The sequence below is a fragment of the Shewanella indica genome (assembly GCF_002836975.1).
GTDB classification, from domain to species: domain Bacteria; phylum Pseudomonadota; class Gammaproteobacteria; order Enterobacterales; family Shewanellaceae; genus Shewanella; species Shewanella indica.
The window spans coordinates 121,105-144,975 of the sequence record NZ_NIJK01000038.1 but is presented as its reverse complement, the minus strand read 5'-3'; the positions used below and the strand labels follow the sequence as shown (position 1 = coordinate 144,975).

General features: G+C 51.2%; 28 protein-coding genes. 19 read left to right on the top strand and 9 right to left on the bottom strand.

All coding sequences use genetic code 11. The annotated features are described in order from the left end of the window. Positions 1-98: 98 nt before the first annotated feature. The 4 genes from CX650_RS13025 to CX650_RS13010 are packed head-to-tail and all read left to right on the top strand — an operon-like array spanning position 99 to position 2,320. Complete coding sequence (locus tag CX650_RS13025; protein ID WP_039033825.1) at positions 99-416, top strand: putative signal transducing protein; 318 nt, start codon at positions 99-101, stop codon at positions 414-416. A 30-nt stretch (positions 417-446) separates the two neighbouring features. Next, positions 447-806, top strand: coding sequence for a rhodanese-like domain-containing protein (locus CX650_RS13020; RefSeq protein WP_039033826.1), 360 nt, complete (start codon positions 447-449; stop codon positions 804-806). Beyond that, positions 806-1,717, top strand: a complete 912-nt coding sequence (locus tag CX650_RS13015) for a precorrin-2 dehydrogenase/sirohydrochlorin ferrochelatase family protein (protein ID WP_101096044.1) — start codon at positions 806-808, stop codon at positions 1,715-1,717. The genes CX650_RS13020 and CX650_RS13015 overlap by 1 nt, the downstream gene beginning before the upstream one ends. Before the next feature lie 54 nt (positions 1,718-1,771). Next, the gene (locus tag CX650_RS13010) at positions 1,772-2,320 is read left to right on the top strand and encodes a YaeQ family protein (protein ID WP_039033828.1); all 549 of its coding nucleotides are present in this window, start codon (positions 1,772-1,774) and stop codon (positions 2,318-2,320) included. 88 nt (positions 2,321-2,408) lie between these two features. Here the strand turns inward: CX650_RS13010 and CX650_RS13005 are convergent, their stop codons facing one another. From CX650_RS13005 to CX650_RS12995, 3 genes are all read right to left on the bottom strand, one after another. Then, a complete protein-coding gene (locus tag CX650_RS13005) occupies positions 2,409-3,851 on the bottom strand; it encodes a carbon starvation CstA family protein (RefSeq protein WP_039033829.1) in 1,443 nt (480 codons plus the stop codon). A 134-nt stretch (positions 3,852-3,985) separates the two neighbouring features. After that, positions 3,986-4,696, bottom strand: a complete 711-nt coding sequence (gene btsR / locus CX650_RS13000) for a two-component system response regulator BtsR (RefSeq protein WP_039033830.1) — start codon at positions 4,694-4,696, stop codon at positions 3,986-3,988. After that, complete coding sequence (locus CX650_RS12995) at positions 4,693-6,369, bottom strand: sensor histidine kinase (RefSeq protein ID WP_101096043.1); 1,677 nt, start codon at positions 6,367-6,369, stop codon at positions 4,693-4,695. Before CX650_RS12995 ends, btsR begins: the two co-directional genes overlap by 4 nt. Positions 6,370-6,490: 121 nt before the next feature. On the opposite strand from CX650_RS12995, the gene CX650_RS12990 reads away from it, so the two are divergent. Then, a complete protein-coding gene (locus tag CX650_RS12990; RefSeq protein ID WP_039033832.1) occupies positions 6,491-6,733 on the top strand; it encodes a YecH family metal-binding protein in 243 nt (80 codons plus the stop codon). On the opposite strand, the gene CX650_RS12985 is transcribed toward CX650_RS12990, so the two are convergent. From CX650_RS12985 to suhB, 6 genes are all read right to left on the bottom strand, one after another. Further along, the gene (locus CX650_RS12985; protein WP_101096041.1) at positions 6,727-7,077 is read right to left on the bottom strand and encodes a replication protein RepA; all 351 of its coding nucleotides are present in this window, start codon (positions 7,075-7,077) and stop codon (positions 6,727-6,729) included. The genes CX650_RS12990 and CX650_RS12985 overlap by 7 nt on opposite strands. Further along, positions 7,064-7,732, bottom strand: a complete 669-nt coding sequence (locus CX650_RS12980) for an AAA family ATPase (protein WP_039033834.1) — start codon at positions 7,730-7,732, stop codon at positions 7,064-7,066. Before CX650_RS12980 ends, CX650_RS12985 begins: the two co-directional genes overlap by 14 nt. 72 nt (positions 7,733-7,804) lie before the next feature. Beyond that, entirely contained in the window at positions 7,805-8,107 is a 303-nt protein-coding gene (locus CX650_RS12975) for a PilZ domain-containing protein (protein ID WP_039033835.1), read from the bottom strand. 270 nt (positions 8,108-8,377) lie between these two features. Continuing rightward, positions 8,378-8,782, bottom strand: a complete 405-nt coding sequence (locus tag CX650_RS12970; protein ID WP_039033836.1) for a phosphate-starvation-inducible protein PsiE — start codon at positions 8,780-8,782, stop codon at positions 8,378-8,380. An 85-nt stretch (positions 8,783-8,867) separates the two neighbouring features. After that, complete coding sequence (locus CX650_RS12965) at positions 8,868-10,034, bottom strand: NnrS family protein (RefSeq protein ID WP_101096054.1); 1,167 nt, start codon at positions 10,032-10,034, stop codon at positions 8,868-8,870. Between the two features lie 332 nt (positions 10,035-10,366). After that, on the bottom strand, positions 10,367-11,167 hold the full coding sequence (gene suhB / locus CX650_RS12960; RefSeq protein WP_039033837.1) for an inositol-1-monophosphatase: 801 nt from the start codon (positions 11,165-11,167) through the stop codon (positions 10,367-10,369). Positions 11,168-11,317: 150 nt separating this feature from the next. Between suhB and trmJ the strand changes: the two genes are divergently transcribed. The 14 genes from trmJ to CX650_RS12895 all read left to right on the top strand — a co-directional run bounded on the left by trmJ (position 11,318) and on the right by CX650_RS12895 (position 23,723). Continuing rightward, positions 11,318-12,046 (top strand): tRNA (cytosine(32)/uridine(32)-2'-O)-methyltransferase TrmJ, encoded by a 729-nt coding sequence (trmJ, locus tag CX650_RS12955; RefSeq protein ID WP_039033838.1) that lies wholly within the window; start codon positions 11,318-11,320, stop codon positions 12,044-12,046. Between the two features lie 14 nt (positions 12,047-12,060). Continuing rightward, positions 12,061-12,882 carry a serine O-acetyltransferase gene (gene cysE, locus CX650_RS12950; RefSeq protein ID WP_039033839.1) on the top strand — a complete coding sequence of 274 codons (822 nt, stop codon included), beginning with the start codon at positions 12,061-12,063 and terminating at the stop codon, positions 12,880-12,882. A gap of 197 nt (positions 12,883-13,079) precedes the next feature. Then, entirely contained in the window at positions 13,080-13,541 is a 462-nt protein-coding gene (iscR, locus tag CX650_RS12945; RefSeq protein ID WP_025011489.1) for a Fe-S cluster assembly transcriptional regulator IscR, read from the top strand. A gap of 81 nt (positions 13,542-13,622) precedes the next feature. Further along, the gene (locus CX650_RS12940) at positions 13,623-14,837 is read left to right on the top strand and encodes an IscS subfamily cysteine desulfurase (protein WP_039033840.1); all 1,215 of its coding nucleotides are present in this window, start codon (positions 13,623-13,625) and stop codon (positions 14,835-14,837) included. A gap of 32 nt (positions 14,838-14,869) precedes the next feature. After that, positions 14,870-15,253, top strand: a complete 384-nt coding sequence (gene iscU / locus CX650_RS12935; RefSeq protein WP_039033841.1) for a Fe-S cluster assembly scaffold IscU — start codon at positions 14,870-14,872, stop codon at positions 15,251-15,253. Positions 15,254-15,267: 14 nt separating this feature from the next. After that, complete coding sequence (gene iscA, locus CX650_RS12930; protein ID WP_025011492.1) at positions 15,268-15,591, top strand: iron-sulfur cluster assembly protein IscA; 324 nt, start codon at positions 15,268-15,270, stop codon at positions 15,589-15,591. Between the two features lie 23 nt (positions 15,592-15,614). Continuing rightward, on the top strand, positions 15,615-16,139 hold the full coding sequence (gene hscB / locus CX650_RS12925; protein WP_039033842.1) for a co-chaperone HscB: 525 nt from the start codon (positions 15,615-15,617) through the stop codon (positions 16,137-16,139). Positions 16,140-16,222: 83 nt separating this feature from the next. Then, on the top strand, positions 16,223-18,085 hold the full coding sequence (gene hscA, locus CX650_RS12920; RefSeq protein WP_101096039.1) for a Fe-S protein assembly chaperone HscA: 1,863 nt from the start codon (positions 16,223-16,225) through the stop codon (positions 18,083-18,085). A gap of 8 nt (positions 18,086-18,093) precedes the next feature. Further along, the gene (fdx, locus tag CX650_RS12915; RefSeq protein WP_039033844.1) at positions 18,094-18,429 is read left to right on the top strand and encodes an ISC system 2Fe-2S type ferredoxin; all 336 of its coding nucleotides are present in this window, start codon (positions 18,094-18,096) and stop codon (positions 18,427-18,429) included. A 215-nt stretch (positions 18,430-18,644) separates the two neighbouring features. Then, entirely contained in the window at positions 18,645-19,544 is a 900-nt protein-coding gene (rimK, locus tag CX650_RS12910; protein ID WP_071476477.1) for a 30S ribosomal protein S6--L-glutamate ligase, read from the top strand. Between the two features lie 91 nt (positions 19,545-19,635). Beyond that, on the top strand, positions 19,636-19,833 hold the full coding sequence (gene iscX / locus CX650_RS12905) for a Fe-S cluster assembly protein IscX (protein WP_039033846.1): 198 nt from the start codon (positions 19,636-19,638) through the stop codon (positions 19,831-19,833). Positions 19,834-19,938: 105 nt separating this feature from the next. Continuing rightward, positions 19,939-20,106 (top strand): hypothetical protein, encoded by a 168-nt coding sequence (locus CX650_RS20160; protein WP_162835833.1) that lies wholly within the window; start codon positions 19,939-19,941, stop codon positions 20,104-20,106. A gap of 126 nt (positions 20,107-20,232) precedes the next feature. Continuing rightward, positions 20,233-20,664 carry a nucleoside-diphosphate kinase gene (ndk, locus tag CX650_RS12900; protein WP_025011497.1) on the top strand — a complete coding sequence of 144 codons (432 nt, stop codon included), beginning with the start codon at positions 20,233-20,235 and terminating at the stop codon, positions 20,662-20,664. Positions 20,665-21,053: 389 nt separating this feature from the next. Continuing rightward, positions 21,054-23,723, top strand: a complete 2,670-nt coding sequence (locus tag CX650_RS12895; protein ID WP_101096037.1) for a TonB-dependent receptor — start codon at positions 21,054-21,056, stop codon at positions 23,721-23,723. The last annotated feature ends 148 nt before the right edge of the window (positions 23,724-23,871 follow it).

The window sequence follows — 23,871 nt, the reverse complement described above, 5'->3', positions numbered from 1 at the left end:
GTCCAGGCGTTTATCAGTAGCATGGGCTGCGGATCCTTCCACAGGATCCATTCCTTAATTTCTCTGCCGTGGCAGAGCCTAAAGTTGTAGGAAGAAACATGGAAGAACGAAAAGTCATGGTAGCCGGTGGTAATCTGCTGCAGGCCCATACCTGGAAGGGAATGCTGGAAACCTCAGGATTGAGGGTTGAGCTGCGCGGTGAAGCCTTGCTGGGCGGCGTGGGAGAGTTGCCGGTTGATATGCAAACCGTAGAGCTGTGGGTTCCTGAATCGCAGCGGGAGCAAGCACAATCACAATTGGCTAGTCTCGATGCCGATAGGCCTCAGTGGCAGTGCCTGCAATGTCATGAGTTCAACGACGCCAGTTTTGAACTTTGCTGGCAGTGTAGCGCCGAACGCAGCGAGTGCCATAATTAAGCTATCGATGGCAGGGCCCGGAGGTGACAAATGACAAATAGCCTTGATTTTACGGCCTTGGTTGAACAGGCCAGGGATCTGGTTCGAGAGTTAAGCATAGAAGAGTATCAGCATGATGATCGCTGGCAGCTCATTGATGTACGAGAAGATCATGAGTGGCTAAAAGATCGCCTGCCGCTGGCCAAGCATCTGTCCCGAGGCATACTGGAGCGGGATATTGGTAAGCGATTCCCGGACAAGTCAGCGGCGCTGCTACTCTACAGCGCCGGTGGGCAACGCGCTATACTGGCAGCATTGAGTTTGCAACGCTTGGGGTACCGGAATGTGGCTGCCCTTGACGGTGGTTATCGCGCCTGGTGTGCCCACGAACTGCCTTTGGTACAGGATTAATGCAGTATTTTCCTCTTTTTGTTGACACCTCACGCATAAGAGTGCTGTTGGTCGGTGGTGGTGAAGTGGCCAGCCGCAAACTGGATCTTTTGGCCAGAACTCAAGCTGAAATTCACCTTGTGGCGCCCAAGGTGAACGCCGAGGTGGAAGCCTATGCCGCCAGCGGACGGATTTGGCTGTCTCGCCGGGGCGTGGAAGAGCGGGATCTTGCCGAGCGAGAGCTGGTTTATCTGGCTACAGCTGATAGTAATCTAAACCAAACCCTGGCGGCCAAGGCACGCGAGCTTGGTGCATGGGTCAATGTGGTTGATACCCCATCCGAGTGTGATTTTATCACGCCCTCCATCGTTGATAGAGGACGGCTGGTAATGGCCATCAGTACCGCCGGTGCCGCGCCTGTGTTTGCGAGAGACTTGAGAGCTAAACTTGAAACTCTGCTGCCGCCAAGCCTCAGCTCTTTGCTGGATTTTATTGCCGATCACAGAGAGGAAGTGCAGCAGCGCTTGCCTTCGGTGGATGCCAGGCGGCGCTTCTGGGAGCATTTTTTTAAGCTCAATGGTGACAGGTTTGATGCCAGCACCCGGGAGAATTTTGAGCTGAGTTTTGTCTCAGGAGAGGCGCAGGGAGAGTTATTGCTGCTGGCAGATGATTGCCATCTGCAGTTGTTGCCGCTGGCCGCGATGCCGATGCTGCAGCGGATAGACAGCCTGATAACAGATGGCGCCCCAACGGCTGAGTTACTGGAGCTTATCCGCCGGGACGCGTCACGCACAGCCCCCATGGCCGACAGTGCCCTGTTGACATCCTATCAAGCCGGTATGCGGATGCTGCGTCTGGCCGACGCAAACGAAGTCGCCAGGCTCAAAGCGGCGTTCCCATTCGCCAAACATTTGCGCCCCGGCGCTATTTAAACCCTTTATTTCCTTATTGAGGCTGCATCTGCCTCCTATCACAGAGAAATTATCATGGCCTTGAAGGCGAGTATTTTTAAAGTTCAGCTCAGTATTGCTGATATGGACCGGCATTATTATCAGGATCATCAGCTGACCATTGCCCAACATCCGTCGGAAACCGACGAGCGTATGATGGTGCGTCTGTTGGCTTTTGCGCTCAACGCTTCTGACAGTTTGGCCTTCAGCAAGGGTTTATGTGTTGATGATGAACCCGAACTTTGGGATCGCGAGCTTAACGGTGATATTCGTTTGTGGGTCGAGTTTGGCCAGAGCGATGAAAAATGGCTGCGCAAGGCTAGCGGCCGTGCCGACGAAGTGCAGCTGTTTGCTTATGGTGGCCGCAGCGTGCCGGTATGGTGGCAACAGAATCAACATGCCTTTAACCGTTATGCCAACCTTAAGGTGTGGGAGATACCCGAAGAGCAGGTGAAGGAGATGGCGCAGTTGGTCAGCCGTTCAATGAAACTGGGCTGCAATATCAGCGACGGGATTATTTATCTGAGCAGCGACAGTGCCAGCGTGATGGTAGAACCTAAAGTGTTGAAGCCCTTGGCATTGTGATTGGCTCGGTTGCTGCGAATCGTTTTACATAACAAGAGCCGCCTCAAAAGGGCGGCTCTTGGTTTATGCAACGTTTTACCTCCAGAGCTTAACCTTCTTCTGGGAGTATTTCATCGACCTCGTTGCGGCCCTTGGTCTTTATTATCACCAGGGCGGTTATCAGCAGAGTCACCACTATGCCGCTGATGGTGGATACTGTCATTGGCAGACCTGCGCCCAGGGTACTGGAGTTGAGCAGGAAGCTTATCACCACTGTGGTCATAAACATCGCCGGAATGGTACAGATCCAGTGCAGCTTGTTGTGGCGTAGCAGGTAGGCTGAAGCTGTCCATAGCATCATCACTGCAGTGGCTTGGTTGGCGACCCCGAAGTAGCGCCAAATGACACCGAAGTCCACTTGGGTCAGTATGGCCCCGATGATGAACAGCGGAATTGCCAACATCAGTCGCTTGGGCATCTCAGTCTGAGGCATATTGAAGTACTCAGATAAGATCAGCCGGGCGGAGCGGAAGGCGGTATCGCCGGAGGTGATAGGCAGAATGATTACCCCAAGCACCGCCATGAAGCCACCGACTGCACCGAGAAGGCCGGTTGAGGCGCTGTAAACCACGTTGGCAGGGTTGCCGTCCATGCCGGCTTTCAGTCCCTCGACACCGTCGAAGAAAGACAGGGCCACGGCACACCAGATAAGGGCAATGATACCTTCGCCTATCATGGCACCGTAGAACACGAAGCGGCCATTGGATTCATTTTCAACACAGCGTGCCATCAGTGGGGACTGCGTCGCATGGAAACCTGACACGGCACCACAGGCGATGGTGATGAAGAGCGCTGGCCACAACGGGGCATTGTCAGGGTTCAGGTTCTGCAGAAAGTCACCGGCTTCAAAGCCCGGCAACAGAGTATGTTCACTGGACAGGATTATGGCTATGGTCAAACCGATAGACATGAACAGCAGTAAGGCGCCGAAGAAGGGATAGAGGCGACCTATAATTTTGTCTACCGGCACTATGGTGGCAATCAGGTAGTAAACGAAGATAATGCCGACAAACAGACCGACGCTGCCGCCGGTAAGCTTACCGAGCAAGCCGGCAGGAGCCGAGATAAATACCACACCTACCAACAACAGCAGTATGATGGCGAAGATGTTCATAAAGTTCTTGGCGCCTTTACCAAGGTACTTACCCGCCAGGTTAGGCACTGACTGACCGCCGTTACGTACCGACAGCATGCCGGAGAAGTAGTCGTGCACCGCACCGGCAAAGATACAGCCGATAACAATCCACAACATGGCCGCCGGGCCGTATAGCGCCCCCAGAATAGGACCGAAAATAGGCCCCACGCCGGCAATATTTAACAATTGGATAAGGTAGACCTTGCCCTTGGACATGGGCACATAGTCAACACCGTCTGTTTGGGCGTAGGCGGGTGTTTGTCTTTTATTGTTGATCCCGAATATTTTTTCTACAAAAGTACCGTAGATGAAGTAGCCGCCAATCAATAGACCGACACACAGCAAAAACCACATCATAGTTGTAATCTCCCCGATTTGAGTTGACGCAATTGTAAACACTTTGGTTACAAGGCCCAGCGGGAACTGGGTCAGCGGTCAAAAGTCGGGGGTGAGCGGTTATCTAGGCCGCCGAGCGGTTGTTAGCTTGTGCTTTACTGATAACCAAACAGCTGCTTCAGTGGCTTGAGAAAGCGCCTAGATACCGGGATCTTGGCGCCGCTGCGAGTGGTGACTTCGGCGCCTGTTTCCAGCAGTTCTATTTCGGCAATGGCCTTGGGGGCCACCAGATACTGGCGATGACATCTGAGCAGCGGGGTTTTTTCTTCCAGCAGTTTCAGTGTTAACTGGGTATGAACCTTTTCTCTGGCGGTCGCAACATGCACTCCACCGAGATCGCTGAAGACAAACTCTACCTCAGTGACCGGGATCACCTTGAGACGGTTGCCGCTGAAACAAGGAAGGTGTTCCAGTTGTTGCGGTGCTATGGCTGACAGCGACTGAGGTCTGAGATCCCGGCGCAGCTTATCCAGGGTCTGACTGAGGCGCTTCTCATCCAAGGGTTTGAGCAGATAGTCGAAGGCATGGTTATCGAAGGCCTTGACGGCAAATTCATCGTAGGCAGTAACAAATACCACTCTGGGCATATTGTCGGGATCCAGCATGGCGATAAGCTCCATGCCACTGATCCTCGGCATTTGAATATCCAGGAACAGTAACTGAGGCTTGAGCTTGGCTATCGCCTGCATGGCCTCAATGGCGTTGCCACATTGACCGAGAATTTCAATGTCGCCGGCCTGAAGCAGCAGCTCGGCCAACTCTTCACGGGCAAAAGGTTCGTCATCGACAATAAGACAAGTGATCACAGGGCTGTTTCCGTTATAGGTAGATGTATGCTGACTCTAGTGTAACTGTCACGTTGGTATTCGACACTGACGCCATAATCGGGGCCGAAGAGATTTTGTATTCTTTTATGCACCAGATTCATCCCCAGGCCATCGGATTCTTCGGCGGGTTGATAAAGCCCTGCATTGTCGGTGACTTCCAGTATGAGTCTGTCATCTGTGCGGCGGCCTTCTACCTGAATACGGCCAGTGTCTATCAGATGCGAAGTGCCATGTTTGACTGCATTTTCTATGATGGGCTGCAGGGTAAAGGCCGGTACTCTGATGGTCAGCAGAGATTCGGGTATGGCGATATCCACCTCGAGCTTATCAATGAAGCGGGCTTTTTCTATGGTGAGATAGGCTTCGATATGCTCGAGTTCATCTCCCAGGGTCACCAGGCCGGCAGTACGCTTGAGGTTAATCCGTAAAAACTGACTCAGCTGTTGTAGCAAAGTTCTGGCCATGGGCGGATCGCGACGTATGATGGCACCTATGGTATTGAGCGCGTTGAACAGAAAATGTGGGTTAACCTGAGCCTGCAACAGTTTGAGTTCCGCCTGGGTGAGCAGGTTTTGTTGCTGCTCGAAACGGCCGTAGAGAATCTGGTTCGACAGCAGGCGGGCGATCCCTTCTCCCAAGGTGCGGTTGATGTTGAGAAACAGCTTATTCTTGGGTTCATACAGTTTAATGGTGCCTATGACCTCGTTGTCACTGCGAAGTGGGATCACCAAACTGGAACCCAGTTTACAGTTGGGGGAAATGGAACAGGCATAGGGAACTTCCACCCCATCGGCAAACATAACCTTGTTCTGGTGTATGGCATCTAGGGTTATTTGGGACGATATCAAGGTGCCGGGCAAGTGGTGGTCGGCACCTATGCCGATAAAGGCCAGGAGTTTTTCCCTGTCCGTGATGGCCACTGCGCCGACATTGGTTTCCTCTATGACTATCTTGGCAACCTGAGTACTGGTTTCCTCGTTGAAGCCGGAGCTCAAGAGCCCCACACTGCGTTCGGCAATTTTCAGCGCCTTGGTGGAAAAGCTGGAGGAGAGCTTATCGAACATGGTTTTTTGATCCCGTACCATGCTCATAAACAGGGCCGCACCTATGGAGTTGACCAGCAACATGGGCGGAGCTATTTGACGCACCAGCCCCCAAGCTTCATCAAAGGGTTCAGCCAGCAGCAAGATAATGCTCATCTGCATCATCTCGGCATAAAAGGTGATAAGACACACCAGAATGGGATTGAATACCAACTCGGCCTTGCCTTGACGGCGCAGATAATAGCTGAACATCCCGGCCGATAAACCTTCCAAGGTAGTGGAAACCGCGCAGGCCAGATCGGTGAATCCACCGAGACTGTATCTGTGTAAGCCGCCGGTCAAGCCGACCAGCAAACCCGTCGTTGGGCCACCGAGCAGGCCACCGAGTACTGCACCCATGGCGCGGGTATTGGCGATAGCGCCATGGGTTTGCTCACCGAAATAGGTTGCCATGATGCAAAAGCCGGAAAACACCAGATAGAGAAAGATCTTATGGGGCAGGCGGGTCGATGCTTCGGTAAACAACTTGAACAAAGAGGTCTTGCTGACCAGATAAACGATCACCAAATACAGGCTCATCTGCTGTGTCAGCAATAGAATAAGGGACATGACAACTCCTCTTGCACAAGCAAACAACCGCCAAAACGACAAACAAGTTGCGTTAAATCAGGGAATACTGCAGCAAAATCCGTTAAAAATCGACTGCGACTCATAGTTTTGTGGAGGATACATGAATTCGTCGGTACATGGCCATCAGGTGTTGCAGTTGTTGCTGGAACAAACCGCTCCCATTAAACGGGACAATCTCAAGGCATTGATGCAGGAGCGTTTCGGTAGAGACGCCCGCTATCATACCTGCAGCGCCGAGGGAATGGACGCAGAGGCTTTGCTCAACTTTCTGGCCGCCAAGGGTAAATTTATCGAATCATCTCAGGGGCTGAGCACCCTTGAGAGCAAAATTTGTCGTCACTGAGTTTCATTCGCCTGATCTTTGGCAATCATTTCGGCTTGGGCTTTGTCGCTTAGACTGTGAAAGTTACGAATGAAGATACGCAGCAGTTTGGACTTGGCAATACCAGTCTTGCGGGCAATGTTGTCCAGTTGACTAATGCTGGCTTCAGTCAGGGTAAAAGTGGCATGGCGATAGAGACGGGTTGATTTTTTATCCAGTCCCGTTCGAAATTTGGCCAAAGAGCTCCCACCTAAGCGACTGGGTTTCCCATGGGCGTAGTTATTGGCATCTTCGATGAAATCGTCGACAGAGACCTTTTTGGCCTTGGGTTTGATCTTGTGACGTTTGAGATCAGTTAAGCTCATAAGAGTTTTCCGGCGGGATGGATAACAGCTCGTCGGCAATATTGCGTATCTCCTCGGCGGCTTTTCCATCGGGCTCAATTTCGATGACCGAGGAGCCTTTTTCTTCACTGTCATCATAGATATTGCGGCTAAAAGTGACCGAGTCCAGCGCCCTCAGACCGAACGACTTTACTACATCTTTCGCTTCCAGAATGCGTTTGAACTGTGAAGGCAGCGCCGGACATTGAGTCAACACTATTGTTGCCACCATCTTGGGGTTGACCATCTTACAGGTGCTGAGCATATCTTCCATATGGGGCAAGGTTTTTAAATCACGCCGCTTGGGTCTCAAAGGGATCACCACATAACTGGCCACCGACATGGCGGCCCGCATTGCCAGGTTATCCTGGCCACCGCAGTCGACTATCACATAGTCGAAGCGTTCATCCAGGCTCAGGAGATCGTTACGGATCTTGCCGTAGAGCTGAATACAGTTGATCGCAGGCAGGGAAGGGTCATTGTTGCGGGCCTGGATCCAGTCGGATGTGGTGCGCTGGGGGTCACAGTCGACCATTAACACGTTGGCCCGATATTTCTGGGTAATGTGTACAGCCAGATTTTGGGCCAGACAGCTCTTGCCACTACCCCCTTTCTCTCCGCCTACGAGCAGTATCATGGATTTTCTCCCCGTGTCCTTGGTACTTAAGTTGATGTAAAGTATAGAACACCCCGGATACTACGTCGGGGTCTAGATAAGTTGCATGGCGATGTGAAAACGCTTTGGGTTGATTTCGCTGCAACGGCACACCTGTCCCTTGATGGTATTTTGTGAATCGGTTCCTGCATGGAAGGTTACAGATACCAGTTCTCCCAAGGTAAAGGGCTGATGGTATTCAAACAGAACTCCCCGTCTGGACAGATCGATACAGATGCCATCGTCATTGAGTTCATCACCCGCTTTATTTATCCAATGAAGCCTGATCCGCTCCGCCTCCAGATCGACCCGCAATGATCTGCGTCTTTCGATAAAGTCATCCAGATTTTCATCCATGGCAGTCCCCTTAAGTTCAATGGATAGTAGGCCGTTATCCCATATTTACTAGGTTTGAGTCTCTCGAGGCTGTGGATGCGGAAACGGCTCTGGACATGTGTCCTGACAACTCTGATTTAGCGTATTTGCACCATACATTTTCATTATCGATGTGAGAATCAAACCCTATGTAAATGGGGTAAGTGTTTTAAAAATAGCATAGATTTGTCGATAGCTAGGGTCAGTTCTAAAGAGCAGATAAAAAAGAACCCGGCGTCTGCCGGGTTCCAGTTAGTTGTCATACTCTTGATTCTTGGGGTAGGGCATTTTTAACTGTCCCCAGCGGATCACTATCACGGTTGCGGCAAGTACCAAGGTTGAGATTGAAATGGCCACTATGCGCCAGTCTTCCATCGATTTCATGTCCAGGATGAGATAACGGGCCAAAGCTACTATTGCGATATAGAGTGGCATACGCACAGGTAACTTGCCGGATTCGGCATAATTGGCCACCATAGCCAGCACTTCCAGATAAATAAATAGCAGCAGTAGATCGGCAAGGGCCACAGCGCCCATTTTGAAGATATGCACTATCTCCTGGCCAATGGCGACGACTGTGGCAATGGCAATAACAAACAAGACCAGATGTTCGACGGCTTTAAGGCTCTTAGAGCCGTATTGGCGATACAGTTCCATGAAAACTCCCTGAAATCATTTCCTAAATAGTATCAGTAAATTTCCAGTTCGCCGCGAAATCTGTGTGATAGCTTTCACAGAACCTTTAACCGGGGCGGCCATCCAACCTCGCTCGGCAAAGAATTGGCGCGTAAAGCACTATAAAAGTGGTAAATGCCAATAGCCAGCAGAGAATCGCGCCCATAAGTAAGATTTGACTTAGCTGAGGCACAATGGCTGCCGCGACCCTCAAGGCTGCAGCCAGTAACATTAAGCCAAAGGCGGGGATCATAGGCCAGGCAATCTGCAATGGTCTGCCGGAATGCCCCAGAGATACCCTTGCCATCATAGCCAAGATCATTCCACCCATACCGCCAACGGTCAGAGCATGAAACCCCAACATCATCTGGCCGCTGACACCAATAATCAGCAGTCCTATCGGAATACACAGGTAACTTAAATGCAGTGACCATAGCAGTGGTACCTTGAGGCTGGCATGCCAGCCCCAGCGTGCCCAGCGCAACAACAGTACTGTGCCAGCCAGCAAGGCCAATGTTTGTGTCAACCAGGAATAGGGTAAAAACAAGCTGATCAGCATGAGAATCAAAGAGGCGAAGCTAAGTGCCTCGAGTACAGGGCTTGGCGCCCCGCGCTTGAAATCTGTGGCGCGTTCGGTAAAGAAGGGGATCACCCTGCCGCCGAGCAGGGCCACCAGAATAACGATCAACAAGGCTGCGGCCTGCAGTGCCTTTTGTGCCAACCCTGGCTGTTCAAGGCCGAGATAAGAGAGGACGTTGGCGCCGAAGAGGAACAGCAGCAGCGGCACAAACACCAGGTTACGCCACTGTTTGACTCGAATAACGGCTAAACCGAGTAGTAGCGCCGTGATCGGGAAGAAGGCCAGATCCAGCAGCATGACCCAGGTAAAAGGAATTGTGTCGGCATCGAGCAAGAGTAGTCTGGGAGCCAGCCATAGACACCAGAGCAGCAGTAAAGGCCAACCTCTTATGCCGGGGATCCCTGTCCAGTTTTGAACTGCTGTTAACAAAAAGCCCGCGATAACAGCGCCGGTGAAACCGAATAACATTTCGTGACCATGCCACCACAGGGGATTGGCGTGGAACGTCAGTTGGGTTTGACCACTGAGCAAGGCTCCCCAAAGCAAGAGCGACAACAAGCCGAACAGGCTGGCACCGAGAAAAAAAGGCCTGAAGCCCAAACGAAAGAGCGCCAGTGGAAACTGCTTGTTGGCCGGTTCATCGATGTTGAGGATGCTGCTTCGGATGTTGCGAGTGCCGGATTTGCTCATAGTCTTGCCTCAAATACCCAAACAAAATACTCGGGTATTTTAAGGTGTAATGTAAATGCATGTAAATACATCCAAAGAGTTATCTGCTTGAAGGGTAGGGGGGAAGATACTCATCCTTGGTTATTTCGGCTTGGCTCGTCCAACGCCTTATTGATTAATCCCGGTTTGAGCAAATCTTGATTGCATCAAGCAAGGGGCGAATGGACTGAGGTTGGCTTCACTTTCGCGGCACCCAGGTATAAAAAAACCGCCATAAGGCGGTTTTCTCTATTTAATTAAGCACCTTGCTTAATAACTTACTTCAGAGCGTCGCTCAACAGAGGACGGAAGCGTTTGACCAGCAGGCTGGTGGCTTTAGGCGCACCGGCAACTATGTGGCCGGAGAGCAGGTAGTTGTGACCGCCACTGAAGTCGGTAACTGTACCACCGGCTTCACGAACAATCAGATCGCCGGCGGCGATATCCCAAGGCTTGAGGCCCAGTTCGAAGAAGGCGTCTACACGACCGGCGGCTACATAAGCCAGATCCAGAGCGGCAGAGCCGGCGCGGCGTAAGTCGGCACTCAGAGAGAAAGCTTCGCCAAACAGTTTCATATAAGTTTCGGTGTGCTGACGGGCCTTGAAAGGGAATCCAGTGGCAACCAGGCTTCCACCCAGATCGTTGACATTGTTTACTCGCAGACGGAAATCATTCAGCTTGGCCCCTTTACCGCGGACGGCGCTAAACAGTTCATCGCGAACGGGATCATAAACAACGGCAACTTCAGTTTTGCCCTTGTACTGCATGGCGATAGAAACGGCGAAGTGAGGTACACCATTAACAAAGTTATTGGTGCCGTCCAGAGGATCAACAATCCACAGATAATCTTGGTTGGTGCCGCGGTTTTCGCCATTTTCCTCACCCACTATACTGTGGTCTGGATAGGACTTGCGGATCTGATAGATAATTGCTGCTTCTGCTTCCTTGTCTACACTGGTCACAAAATCGTTGACACCTTTGGCATCGACTTCAATACGGTCGAGTTCGGTGTAGGCACGCATAATAGTTTGGCCCGCAGCGCGAGCAGCGCGCACGGCAATAGTCAGCATCGGATGCATTGCAATCCCCTGGATGTTAAAGAACGGACAAAAATTCGGCGCAGATTATACCCTAGTTGACGCCGATATCAAATGGCGATTTTTCTATAAGCAAAAAAATATGCCTGTGGTACCATCCGCCTCCTGATTTTTTATTTTTGAAGTTGTTCCATGCTCTCCAATATTCGTGTCGTCCTGGTAGGTACCACGCATCCCGGCAATATAGGTTCTGTGGCCAGGGCCATGAAAACAATGGGATTATCCAACCTTTATCTAGCGGAGCCAAAAGCTGAACCAGACGGTCAGTCCATAGCGCTTGCCGCCGGCGCCTCTGATATTCTCAAACATCTGGTCAAAGTCGACAGCCTGGAAGAGGCAATTAAAGACTGCAGTCTGGTGATTGCCACCAGTGCCCGCAGTCGCACACTCGACTGGCCCGTGCTTGAACCCCGTGAGGCGGGCAGCAAATTGGCGCTTGAAAGTTGCCAGGGGCCTGTCGCTATTGTCTTTGGCCGTGAAAGCCATGGCTTGAGCAACGAAGAGTTGCAAAAATGCCACTATCATGTGTGTATCCCCGCCAACCCGGAATACAGCTCACTCAACCTGGCTCAGGCGGTGCAGCTTATCTGCTATGAAACTCGGGTGGCCTGGTTGGAGAAACATCAACAAGCCGAGCAGGAGCTGGTCGAGTATCCCAGCAGTGAAGATCATGAGCGCTTTTTTGAACATCTGGAACGGACACTGCAAAAAACCGGCTTTATCATTAAGAATCATCCGGGACAGGTGATGATTAAGCTGAGGCGCCTGTTTACCCGGGCCAGAATCGAAACGCAGGAGATGAATATACTGCGCGGGATCCTGACATCGGTAGAAAAAAAGGTCGACAGTAAAGAAGAGTAATCCGAGGAATCAAGATGGGTGTGATAGCCAGACTGAAAGAGGACATAGGATCCATTTATCACAGGGATCCTGCGGCGCGGGGCACATTGGAGATATTGCTCAACTATCCGGGAATGCAGGCCATTTGGCTGCATCGTATCAGCCATAAACTGTGGAAGGCCAATTGGTGTTTTCTGGCGCGCTGTCTGTCTACTTTTTCCCGTTGGCTTACCGGGGTGGAAATACACCCGGGCGCAACCATAGGTAGGCGATTTTTTATTGACCATGGCATGGGAGTCGTGATTGGCGAAACAGCCGAAATTGGTGATGACTGCACTCTTTATCACGGGGTGACTCTGGGGGGCACCACCTGGCAAGCCGGCAAACGTCATCCGACCTTGGGCAATAACGTGGTTATAGGCGCAGGAGCCAAGGTGCTTGGCCCCATTACTATGCATGATGGGGCTCGTGTTGGTTCCAACTCTGTGGTGGTTAAAGATGTGCCCAAGGACACTACCGTTGTGGGCATTCCTGGCCGGGCCGTCACTGTTGCATCGGCTCAATCCAAGGAAACCAGTGCCCGCCGCAGTGCCATGGCCAAGAAGTACGGTTTTGATGCCTACGCCGTTTCTCCCGATAATCCAGACCCTGTTGCCAATGCCATAGGCCAGATGCTGGATCATATGCATTTGATGGACTCCAAAGTACAGGAAGTTTGTCAGGCGGTTCAGAAAATGGGCGGCAGTGTCTGTACTGAACGTCTGCCTGAGTTGGATGTGGGCGAGTTCAGTGATGCCGAAACTGCTGCGGCACAAAAGCGTCAACAGTCAATGGATGAGTTTGATCCCATTATCTGATACTCGATGACCATTTTATCGGCTTTTGCCATTGAATAATCGTGGCGAAAAAGGTTAAATACCCCACCAAGCAGACAGGGTATTCAACCTGATTTATGAACCACAATACCCGAGTAAACAAGTAGGATTTATACTTGACTAAATTGCTCGGGTATGTTGAAATTCCCACATACCTGTTTGGGAGCCGTGGTCGTTTTATGAAACTTACATCTAAGGGTCGCTACGCAGTGACAGCCATGCTGGACGTGGCCATACATTCGGCGCAGGGGCCGGTACCGCTGGCAGATATTTCCGAGCGCCAGGGGATTTCCCTTTCTTATCTAGAACAACTCTTTGCCAAACTGAGAAAGCAGGGCTTGGTTGCCAGTGTGCGCGGTCCCGGTGGTGGTTATCGCCTCGGACTGGAAGCCAATGACATCTCGGTGGGCATGGTGGTACATGCGGTAGATGAATCTGTCGATGCCACCCGCTGTCAAGGCCAGGGGAATTGCCAAAGTGGCACCCGCTGTCTGACACATTCGCTCTGGGGTGACCTGAGCAAACAGATTTCTGACTTTTTAAATGGCATCAGCCTTGCTGCACTGATGCAGAAACGAGATGTACAGTTTATCTCGGTAAAGCAAGACAAGATGCAGCAGGAGCAGAGAGTCAGCGCTTGAGCTGATCCTCTGTTGGATATAAAAACGAATAATGTACGTTGTATGTAGCCTCGGCCGAGACTGCGAAGTACGGAGTGTGTAATGAAGCTTCCTATCTATTTGGATTATGCCGCAACAACGCCTGTAGACCCCCGGGTTGCAGACAAAATGGTACAGTACATGACAATGGACGGTGTATTCGGTAACCCCGCATCCCGTTCACACCGCTACGGCTGGCAGGCCGAAGAAGCAGTGGATATCGCCCGTAACCAAGTCGCGGAGTTGATCAATGCCGATCCCCGTGAAATTGTGTTTACTTCAGGTGCCACCGAATCTGACAACCTGGCTATCAAAGGTGTTGCCCACTTCTACCAGAAGAAGGGTAAACACATCATCACCAGCAAGACTGAGCACAAGGCAGTACTGGATACTTGTCGTCAGTTGGAGCGTGAAGGTTTCGAGGTCACTTATCTGGAGCCTGCAGCCAACGGCATTATTCCCATGGAGCGCCTGGAAGCGGCCATGCGTGACGACACTATTCTTGTCAGCATCATGCATGTCAACAACGAGATTGGTGTGATCCACGATATCGACGCCATCGGCGAACTGTGCCGTAGCAAAGGCATCATCTTCCATGTCGATGCTGCCCAGAGTGCCGGTAAACTGCCTATCGATATTCAAAAGACCAAGGTCGACCTCATGTCTATCTCGGGTCACAAGATGTATGGCCCCAAAGGCATAGGTGCCCTGTATGTGCGCCGTAAGCCTCGTATTCGTCTGGAAGCACAGATGCACGGCGGTGGTCATGAGCGTGGTATGCGCAGCGGCACCCTGGCGACTCACCAAATTGTGGGTATGGGCGAAGCGGCAGCCATTGCCAAAGCTGATATGGAAAAAGATAACGAACGTATTCGCTATCTGCGCGACAAGCTGTGGAATGGTATCAAAGATATTGAAGAAACCTATCTCAATGGTGATATGGAGCAGCGTGCCTGTGGCAGCTTGAACGTCAGCTTTAACTATGTGGAAGGCGAGTCGCTGATGATGGCGCTCAAGGACTTGGCCGTATCTTCCGGCTCGGCCTGTACTTCTGCCAGTCTTGAACCCAGCTATGTGCTGCGTGCCCTGGGACTGAATGACGAGATGGCGCACAGCTCAATCCGTTTCTCCATCGGTCGTTTCACTTCTGAAGAAGAGATCGATTACGCAATCGAAACCATTAGAAACTCTATTGGCAAACTGAGAGAAATGTCACCACTTTGGGAAATGTTCAAAGATGGTGTAGACCTCAACCAGGTGCAGTGGGCACACCACTGATCCCCGCGGATAGATGAATTTGGAGCAGTATCATGGCTTACAGTGAAAAAGTGATAGATCATTACGAGAACCCGCGTAACGTAGGTTCTTTCGACAAGAACGACCCATCCGTAGTAACAGGTATGGTGGGTGCGCCCGCCTGTGGTGACGTGATGAAGCTGCAGCTCAAGATTGATGAACAGGGCATTATTGAAGATGCTCGCTTCAAGACTTATGGCTGTGGCAGCGCCATCGCATCAAGCTCTTTGGTGACTGAATGGGTTAAAGGCAAGTCCATTGAGGAAGCGGCCGCCATCAAGAACACGGATATTGCAGAAGAGTTGGCTCTGCCACCTGTGAAAATCCACTGTTCGATTCTGGCCGAAGACGCCATCAAGGCGGCTCTGGAAGAGTACAAGTCCAAGCAAGCTAAATAACGCCAGGAGTTAAGATGGCTATTACTATGACGCCTGCCGCCGCCGAGCGTGTCCGTGCCTTCCTCAGCAACAGAGGAAAAGGTATAGGTTTGCGTTTGGGGCTCAAAACTTCAGGCTGCAGCGGGATGGCTTACGTTCTGGAATTTGTCGACGAACTCAATGAAGATGATGAGGTATACAACATAGATGGTGTTAACATCATCATAGATGCCAAGAGCTTCATCTATCTTCAGGGGATCGAGCTGGACTTTGTCAAGGAAGGACTCAACGAAGGCTTTAAATTCAATAACCCTAACGCCAAAGGTGAGTGTGGTTGCGGTGAGAGCTTCACGGTTTGAGTTCCACCGCCGCCTAAGAGTATATGAATTATTTCGAGCTGTTTGATTTAACTCCCTCCTTTGATGTGGACACCGCCGAGCTGGCCAGTCGCTATCGCGATTTGCAGCGGGCGGTGCATCCCGACAAGTTTGCCAACGCCAGTGAACAGCAAAAGCTGTTGGCCATTTCCCGCACCGCCCAGATCAACGACGCCTTTCAGACCCTGAAAGATCCTATCCGTCGAGCCGAACATATGTTGGCGCTCAAAGGTGTAGATATCAGTCACGAAACCACTACGGTTAAAGACACCGCCTTTTTGATGCAGCAGATGGAATGGCGTGAAGCGCTGGAGGAAATTGGTCAGGGCGCTGATGCCCAGAGTGATATTGATGAACTCGATGCTTCATTCGCGGCTTATCGTAAGCAGGTGACTGAGCTGCTGCGCAACCAACTTCACAGTTCCACAGAGGCCGATGCAATTGCCGCGGCAGATCAAGTCCGTAAGTTGAAGTTTATGGCAAAATTGCAGGATGAACTGCAGCGGGCCCAGGATGCGCTGTTCGACTGAATTCGCTTTCGGCCTTAAAGCATATTCCTACGGTTGGCTCAATTTCTGATTGAGCCAACTTTTTAAACACAAGATGGAAGACTATGGCACTTTTGCAGATTGCTGAACCCGGCCAAATGGCCGCTCCTCATCAACACAGATTAGCCGCCGGGATAGACTTGGGTACCACCAACTCCCTGGTTGCTGCGGTTCGCAGCGGCGAGACCAGTACACTGGCCGACGAGCAAGGTCGGCATTCATTGCCATCTGTGGTGCACTATGGCGAGCAGGGCGTCCGAGTAGGTCACGATGCCCTGGCCGATTCGGCCAAGGATCCTGAAAACACCATAGTGTCGGTGAAGCGCTTCATGGGCCGTTCTTTGGCCGATGTACAAAGCGGTGAGCAAGCTTTCCCCTATCATTTTGAGGCCAGTGAAAACGGCCTGCCATTGTTTGTCACCCGCACAGGTAAAATAAATCCGGTTCAGGTGTCTGCCGAGGTATTGCGCCCCTTGATTGCCCGCGCCGAGTCCACTCTGGGTGGACCATTGGAAGGGGTGGTTATCACAGTGCCTGCTTATTTTGATGATGCCCAGCGTCAGGGAACCAAAGATGCGGCAGCCTTGCTTGGCATTAAGGTGTTACGCTTGCTCAATGAGCCGACGGCGGCCGCCATCGCCTATGGCCTGGACTCGGGTCAGGAAGGCGTTATTGCTGTTTATGACTTGGGCGGCGGCACCTTTGATATTTCTATTTTGCGTCTCAACCGCGGCGTATTTGAAGTCTTGGCGACCGGCGGCGACTCGCGTCTGGGTGGTGATGACTTTGATGAACTGCTGCAAGGTTTACTGCGTGAACGCATGGCGCTGGAGTCGCTTTCCAGCCAGGAAGCACGGCAGTTGCTGATGGAAGCCCGGCGGGTAAAAGAAGCGCTGACCGATAGCGACAGCACTATTGCTAAGCTGACACTGCAAGACGGTAGTGAGCGTGAAGCCGAAGTGAGTCGCAGTGAGTTTGACCAGTTGATAAACACGCTGGTGAAGAAAACCATTCAAGGTTGCCGCAAGGCTTTGCGTGACGCCGGAGTGGATGCCGACGAGGTGTTGGAAACCGTGATGGTTGGTGGATCTACCCGGGTGCCGCTGGTGCGGGAAATGGTCGGTGACTTCTTTGGTAAGAAGCCGCTGACGTCTATTGACCCGGATCGCGTGGTCGCCATAGGCGCTGCGGTACAGGCCGATATTCTGGTGGGTAACAAGCCTGACTCGGATCTCTTGCTGCTGGATGTGATCCCGCTGTCGCTCGGTATTGAAACCATGGGCGGTTTGGTGGAGAAGGTGATCCCGCGTAACACCACCATTCCGGTGGCCAGAGCCCAGGAATTTACCACCTTTAAAGACGGTCAGAGCGCCATGGCGTTTCATGTGGTGCAAGGTGAGCGTGAGCTGGTGGCCGATTGCCGCTCTCTGGCACGCTTTACCCTCAAGGGCATTCCACCATTGGCCGCCGGCGCGGCGCATATTCGGGTGACCTTCCAGGTCGATGCCGATGGTTTACTCAGCGTCACTGCCATGGAGAAGTCTACCGGGGTGCAGTCCAGCATCCAGGTTAAGCCTTCCTTCGGCCTGAGTGATACTGAAATTGCCGGAATGCTTAAAGACTCGATGCAGAATGCCAAAGAGGATATTGAGCTGAGAATGCTCACAGAGCAGCGAGTGGAAGCGGCCAGAGTGCTGGAATCGCTGCACTCGGCGCTGGCTAAAGATGGCGAACTTCTCAGCCAAGAGGAACGTGCTCTGGTTGACAGCGCTATGGCTGACTTGAATGAAACTGCCGCCAATGGTGATGTTGATGCCATCAAGGCGGCGATAGAAGCGGTGGATGCGCAGACCCAGGAGTTTGCCGCCAGACGCATGGACAATTCGATTCGGACCGCACTGAAGGGTCAGTCGGTCGATAACATATAGGTGAGACTATGCCACAGATAGTATTTTTGCCCCATGAAGAACTGTGTCCAGAGGGCGCAGTGGTTGAGGCAGAGGTGGGTGAATCCATTTTGGATGTCGCGCTGAAAAACGGCATCAACATAGAGCATGCCTGTGAGAAATCCTGTGCCTGTACCACCTGCCATGTGATAGTGCGTGAAGGTTTCGATGATCTCGAACCCAGCGATGATCTGGAAGACGACATGCTGGACAAGGCCTGGGGCCTGGAGCCCGAAAGCCGTCTGTCTTGTCAGGCCAAGGTGGTTGAAACCGATATGGTGGTCGAAATCCCTAAATACACAGTCAACATGGTCAGTGAGGGCTAAGGAAGGTCCGAACAAGTCCTTGTGGCCTTCTCTTTTGTAGAGAGTGGCTTGCACAGCAATTGGCGTTCAAGGCATCTTCCCTAAGTGCTGACATCTTTTGAGAACCGGCCCCAAGTGGCCGGTTTTTTATTGCTATGCTTGGCATGCAGAGATTGATTTCCAATACGGCAGGCGTATGATGCGCTGTCTTTTTCACTCTTCGGGATACTGACCGGATGCAGATTGCAATTTTGTCACAGAACAAAACCTTATATTCCACGCGCCGTTTGGTGGAGGCTGCCCAAGAACGGGGTTATCAGGTGCAGGTGATCAATCCGCTGGAATGCTACATGAATATCAGCATGCAGCAGTCCAGTATCCATATCGGGGGCGTTGAATTGCCGTCCTTCGATGCGGTGATCCCGAGGATAGGCGCCGGCATTACCTTCTACGGTACGGCTGTTGTGCGTCAGTTCGAAATGATGTCGACCTATACACTCAATAGTTCCATGGGGATCTCTCGCTCGAGGGATAAGCTGCGCTCCATGCAGTTACTGTCCCGCAAAGGCATAGGGCTGCCGGTGACAGGTTTTGCCAATAAGCCCAGTGATATTCCGGACCTTATTGATATGGTCGGTGGCGCGCCCTTGGTGATTAAACTCTTGGAAGGTACACAAGGTATAGGGGTGGTACTGGCCGAAACCCGCAAGGCCGCCGAGAGCGTGATTGAGGCCTTTATGGGCCTTAAGGCCAACATCATGGTGCAGGAATATATCAAAGAGGCTCAAGGAGCCGATATCCGCTGTTTTGTACTCGGCGACAAGGTAATTGCTGCCATGAAACGCCAGGCTCTGCCGGGAGAGTTTCGCTCCAACCTGCACAGGGGCGGCACGGCAACCTTGGTGAAGTTATCCCCTGAGGAGCGTTCAATCGCGGTGCGCGCCGCCAAAACCATGGGGCTGAATGTCGCAGGCGTGGATATTTTGCGTTCCAACCACGGCCCCGTGGTGATGGAGGTCAATTCATCCCCTGGACTCGAAGGGATTGAAGCCGCTACCGGCAAAGATGTTGCCGGCGCCATCATAGAGTTTATTGCCAAGCAGAAGCGTAAGAGTAAGGCGCCCAGTGAAGCCTGATTTCACCGATGGAAAGTATTAATCAAAGCTATAAAGCCTTCTTCTGCGGCGCTATACTCAAAGTCAGTACTTACCAGAAGCAGGAGTAACCATGGGGCTCAAGTGGATAGATTCATTGGACTTGGCTTTGGAGCTGCTGGAAGCGCATCCTGATGTGGATCCACAGCAACTGCATTTTCCTGAACTTTACGAGTGGATATTGGCGTTGGAAGCCTTCGATGATGATCCCAAACGCTGCAGTGAGAAAATTCTCGAAGCCGTGCAGCAATGCTGGATAGAGGAAAAGTAACACTCTCTGGCGGAAAACAGATCTCGGTCAAATTATCACCATCACGAGTCATCTATAGTTATTTGGTTAATAAATTGTTGATCCCTGTTTTTCCGGAGATGAGTCATGACACGTATTTTCGCCTGTAGTTTTGGATTATTTGCCCCGGCCGTGCTGGCACATTCGGGGCACGGTGGCATAGGTTTTTTTCATCATTTCCCGCCGTTTATGCCTTTGTTGCTGTTGCTTATTGGTCTCGGCGCCGGCTATTTGTGGCTCAAGCATAGGCACTGAGCCGAGAATCGCCTGGCTTGTATCACAGCTTTTACTGAAGGGCTGACCAGATAAGATTAGGATTTGACGCGATTATTTCGTATAATCCGCGCGAATTTTTAAACTCGCTGATTAAGGAATCTAGTCATGGCGATCGAACGTACTTTTTCTATCATTAAGCCTGATGCGGTAGCCAAGAACCACATCGGTGCTATCTACAACCGTTTTGAAACTGCCGGCCTGAAAATTGTTGCCGCCAAAATGGTTCACCTGACCAAAGAACAAGCCGAAGGTTTCTACGCTGAGCACAGCGAGCGTCCTTTCTTTGGTGCTCTGGTTTCTTTCATGACTTCTGGTCCTATCATGGTTCAGGTTCTGGAAGGTGAAAACGCCGTTCTGGCCAACCGCGAAATCATGGGTGCGACCAACCCAGCTGAAGCCGCCCGTGGTACCCTGCGCGCTGACTTCGCTGACAGCATCGATGAGAACGCTGTTCACGGTTCTGACGCGCTGGCTTCAGCCGAGCGTGAAATCGCTTACTTCTTTGCTGCCGATGAGCTGTGTCCTCGCACGCGTTAATTAACAGCAAATAGACAAAAGGGAGCCAATTGGCTCCCTTTTTGTTTGATTTTTGTATGAATTGAAAATGCGATCTATATCGCATTTTTTATTAAAAGCGTCGCTCTAACAACAGGTTAAAAAATAATCTTTGTAACAGATTTGTATCGATACAAAATGATGCAAATTCCCGGGACCCGGCATGGATTCGGTAAAAATATCATTAGATCTTAATTGATAAGATGCTCGTGTTTTACAAATTAAACCAAGTATAAACAAATTATTATCATTTAAGTGATTGATAATGTTGCTGTTATTGGTATGTTTCTCGTTTGGGGGGCTGAGTATTACATAGAATAAGAACACGGTGTTCCCTCCCTGCCACCGTGCTTTGTAAAAGGAATGAGAATATGTCAACGCAGACTGCTGTCGCTAAGGCTATCCGCTTTAGTCTGTTTGCTTTTGTTTCCACATCAATCCCTACAATGGCTTACGCCGCCGATGAGGCTCAGGCCACTGAACAAGTTGAACGTATCGAAGTCACGGGTTCCCGTATTAAACGCACCGATATGGAGAATGCATCCCCTATAGTAGTAATGAGCGCTGCTGATATTGAAAAAGGTGGCTTCAACTCGGTTCAGGATGTGCTGGGTAACCTGTCACAAAACTCCGGCGGTTCCATGACCCAGCAGGAAGTCCATGGTTTTACCCCTGCCGCATCATCGGTCAACCTGCGTGGCGTGGGGGCCGGTCGGGTATTGACCCTGATCAACGGTAAGCGTGTGCCCAAGTATCCGTTTGGTGCCGGTGGTACCGACAGCTTCGTGGATACTGCCAATATCCCACTGGGCGCGATTGAGCGTATCGAAATCCTGACTACGGGTGCTTCGGCGATTTATGGCTCAGATGCCATGGGTGGGGTTATCAACATCATTCTTAAGAAAGATGTTGAACAGACCACCTTCAAGTATCGTTTCTCCGATACGGATGAAGGTGGCCTGCGTAACAACCAGTTCTCCTTTATGACAGGTGTCAGCAGTGATACGGCTAACCTGACTTTCTTTGCCGAATATGAAGACAGAACCGCGCTGAAAGGAACAGATCGCCCAGAGTGGGGCACAGATATTGTCGAAGGTCAGCCATACTCGGGTTACAGCTCCTATGGCGCCAACCTGGTGCAGGATCTTGGCAACAACAAAACTGCACTGGAAAAGACCTTGTCACCGGCCGAGTGTGAGGCCCGTGGTTATGTGGTGATGGAAAATGGTCGCTGTGGTTTCGACCGCTCCAAGCAGCGGGATTTCCTGCCGGAGCAGAAGCGTTACTCCACCATGATCAACCTCACCAAGGAGCTGAATGCGGATCATCAGCTGTATTCCCGCATGGATTACACTCATTCCTCGACCTTTACCGAGATTGAGTCTGCGACAGTGGGCAATGACTTCATGTTCAATGTGGCCGGCGACAGTGTAACCATTGCCAATAAAGACAAGGGTATGTCCCAGACCTTCAACAAGGACACCGCATTCGGCGGTGACTTTGCCAATGCTGCAGATGGCGACTACTTCTACACTCGCCGCATGAGTGAGCTGGGGCCACGTACCTCTGACTTTGAAACCAATAATTTCTCTTTCATCATAGGTGCCAAAGGCTTTTTGACCGACAGTATCGAGTATGATACTTCCTGGTCTATTGCGCGTCAGACTGTGGAATCCCGCAGCTCAGGCTCGCCGACTCATCAGGCTATGTTTGACTATCTGACCTCGGGTGAAAACGGCAAGTCTTTGATGGATGTGATCTCTCCTGAAGATGCGGCGCTGCTGAACTACGAAGGTAACAAGAAGGGACAATCTACTCTGTCCAGCTTTAGTGCCGGCATTAATGGCGATGCGTTCGAACTGGCCGGTGGTACAGCCGCTTACGCTGTGGGCCTTGAGTACAGCAAGGAGTGGTTCTACGATAAGTCTGACAGCTTCACCTCCAACGGTGGCGTTATAGGCAAGGGGGGCAGCAGCGCCGAAGGTGAACGTGAGCAGTATGCTGCCTATGCCGAGCTGGCTTTGCCACTCTTGGATCAGTTGACCATGACATTGGCCGGACGTTATGACTACTATGATGATGAGTCTGATGTTGGTGGCCAGTTTACTCCGCAGGTATCTTTCGAATATCGTCCTATCGACAGCCTGATGCTGCGTGCTTTGTATGCCGAGACTTTCCGTGCCCCGGATATGCAGCGTTTGTTTGGCGATCCCACCACTGGCTACAGCACAGTTATCGATACTCCGCGCTGTGAAGCCTATAAGGAATGTGACAAGATTGAGTCTTTACCTATTGCCATCGGTGCCAACCCAGAATTGGAAGCCGAAGAGGGTAAAAACTACAACCTGGGGCTGGTTTGGGACTACGAAGGTATCAATCTGACGGTAGATTACTGGATGGTTGAAATCGATAATCTGGTGAATGACCCAAGTGCACAATACATTTTGGATCACGCCGATGCCTTTGCCGACAAGATTGAACGCGACAGCAATGGTAAGTTGCTGAAAGTGAACACCCAGGCGATGAATATGTCTTCCCGTGAGACTGCCGGTATCGACTTCTCTCTGGGCTATCGCTATGAAACCGAGAGCTATGGTGAATTCAGCAGCCGCCTGGAAGGGACTTACCTGACTCGTTGGAAGGAAAAGCTGACTCCGGATTCCGAAGAGCTGGATCTTATCGATGGTGAAGGCTCTGCGCCTCAGCTGCGTGCCAACCTGAACCTGGGATGGTCTTATAACGACTTCTCCACCAACCTTCTGTTCAAGTATATCGACAGCATGAACGGTGAGCGGATGGACTACTTTGTGGAAAATGGCTTAGATAGCGAGTACTCAGTGAAAGTTGACAGTCATGTGGAAGTCAACCTGGCTGCCAGTTACTTTATCTATGACAATCTCAAGGTTTCGGCAGGTATCAACAACCTGTTTGATTCAGGCCCTGAGATCGATTACACCCAGTCCAGCTGGCCTCATTACCCAAGAGCCTATTATAACGTTATCGGACGTGAATATTATGCAGGGGTAGAGTTTACCTTCTAATCATATTTAAATTTAAAAACCGGCTTAGTTTAAGCCGGTTTTTTTATGCCTGTTTTTAGTAAATAAGGACCATATTTGATACATTTTAACTCATATGTTGTTTTATTGTTATGTTTTTCTCTTGGCGATTAATTTGTTATTTTTGTTT

What these genes read in the sequence shown, in the direction of transcription:
- CX650_RS13025 (WP_039033825.1), top strand. Translation starts at nt 99, where the DNA reads ATGGAAGAACGAAAAGTCATGGTAGCCGGTGGTAATCTGCTGCAGGCC.
- CX650_RS13020 (WP_039033826.1), top strand. Translation starts at nt 447, where the DNA reads ATGACAAATAGCCTTGATTTTACGGCCTTGGTTGAACAGGCCAGGGAT.
- CX650_RS13015 (WP_101096044.1), top strand. Translation starts at nt 806, where the DNA reads ATGCAGTATTTTCCTCTTTTTGTTGACACCTCACGCATAAGAGTGCTG.
- CX650_RS13010 (WP_039033828.1), top strand. Translation starts at nt 1,772, where the DNA reads ATGGCCTTGAAGGCGAGTATTTTTAAAGTTCAGCTCAGTATTGCTGAT.
- CX650_RS13005 (WP_039033829.1), bottom strand. Translation starts at nt 3,851, where the DNA reads ATGATGTGGTTTTTGCTGTGTGTCGGTCTATTGATTGGCGGCTACTTC.
- CX650_RS12995 (WP_101096043.1), bottom strand. Translation starts at nt 6,369, where the DNA reads ATGTCCCTTATTCTATTGCTGACACAGCAGATGAGCCTGTATTTGGTG.
- CX650_RS12990 (WP_039033832.1), top strand. Translation starts at nt 6,491, where the DNA reads ATGAATTCGTCGGTACATGGCCATCAGGTGTTGCAGTTGTTGCTGGAA.
- CX650_RS12985 (WP_101096041.1), bottom strand. Translation starts at nt 7,077, where the DNA reads ATGAGCTTAACTGATCTCAAACGTCACAAGATCAAACCCAAGGCCAAA.
- CX650_RS12980 (WP_039033834.1), bottom strand. Translation starts at nt 7,732, where the DNA reads ATGATACTGCTCGTAGGCGGAGAGAAAGGGGGTAGTGGCAAGAGCTGT.
- CX650_RS12975 (WP_039033835.1), bottom strand. Translation starts at nt 8,107, where the DNA reads ATGGATGAAAATCTGGATGACTTTATCGAAAGACGCAGATCATTGCGG.
- CX650_RS12970 (WP_039033836.1), bottom strand. Translation starts at nt 8,782, where the DNA reads ATGGAACTGTATCGCCAATACGGCTCTAAGAGCCTTAAAGCCGTCGAA.
- suhB (WP_039033837.1), bottom strand. Translation starts at nt 11,167, where the DNA reads ATGCATCCGATGCTGACTATTGCCGTGCGCGCTGCTCGCGCTGCGGGC.
- trmJ (WP_039033838.1), top strand. Translation starts at nt 11,318, where the DNA reads ATGCTCTCCAATATTCGTGTCGTCCTGGTAGGTACCACGCATCCCGGC.
- cysE (WP_039033839.1), top strand. Translation starts at nt 12,061, where the DNA reads ATGGGTGTGATAGCCAGACTGAAAGAGGACATAGGATCCATTTATCAC.
- iscR (WP_025011489.1), top strand. Translation starts at nt 13,080, where the DNA reads ATGAAACTTACATCTAAGGGTCGCTACGCAGTGACAGCCATGCTGGAC.
- CX650_RS12940 (WP_039033840.1), top strand. Translation starts at nt 13,623, where the DNA reads ATGAAGCTTCCTATCTATTTGGATTATGCCGCAACAACGCCTGTAGAC.
- iscU (WP_039033841.1), top strand. Translation starts at nt 14,870, where the DNA reads ATGGCTTACAGTGAAAAAGTGATAGATCATTACGAGAACCCGCGTAAC.
- iscA (WP_025011492.1), top strand. Translation starts at nt 15,268, where the DNA reads ATGGCTATTACTATGACGCCTGCCGCCGCCGAGCGTGTCCGTGCCTTC.
- hscB (WP_039033842.1), top strand. Translation starts at nt 15,615, where the DNA reads ATGAATTATTTCGAGCTGTTTGATTTAACTCCCTCCTTTGATGTGGAC.
- hscA (WP_101096039.1), top strand. Translation starts at nt 16,223, where the DNA reads ATGGCACTTTTGCAGATTGCTGAACCCGGCCAAATGGCCGCTCCTCAT.
- fdx (WP_039033844.1), top strand. Translation starts at nt 18,094, where the DNA reads ATGCCACAGATAGTATTTTTGCCCCATGAAGAACTGTGTCCAGAGGGC.
- rimK (WP_071476477.1), top strand. Translation starts at nt 18,645, where the DNA reads ATGCAGATTGCAATTTTGTCACAGAACAAAACCTTATATTCCACGCGC.
- iscX (WP_039033846.1), top strand. Translation starts at nt 19,636, where the DNA reads ATGGGGCTCAAGTGGATAGATTCATTGGACTTGGCTTTGGAGCTGCTG.
- CX650_RS20160 (WP_162835833.1), top strand. Translation starts at nt 19,939, where the DNA reads ATGACACGTATTTTCGCCTGTAGTTTTGGATTATTTGCCCCGGCCGTG.
- ndk (WP_025011497.1), top strand. Translation starts at nt 20,233, where the DNA reads ATGGCGATCGAACGTACTTTTTCTATCATTAAGCCTGATGCGGTAGCC.
- CX650_RS12895 (WP_101096037.1), top strand. Translation starts at nt 21,054, where the DNA reads ATGTCAACGCAGACTGCTGTCGCTAAGGCTATCCGCTTTAGTCTGTTT.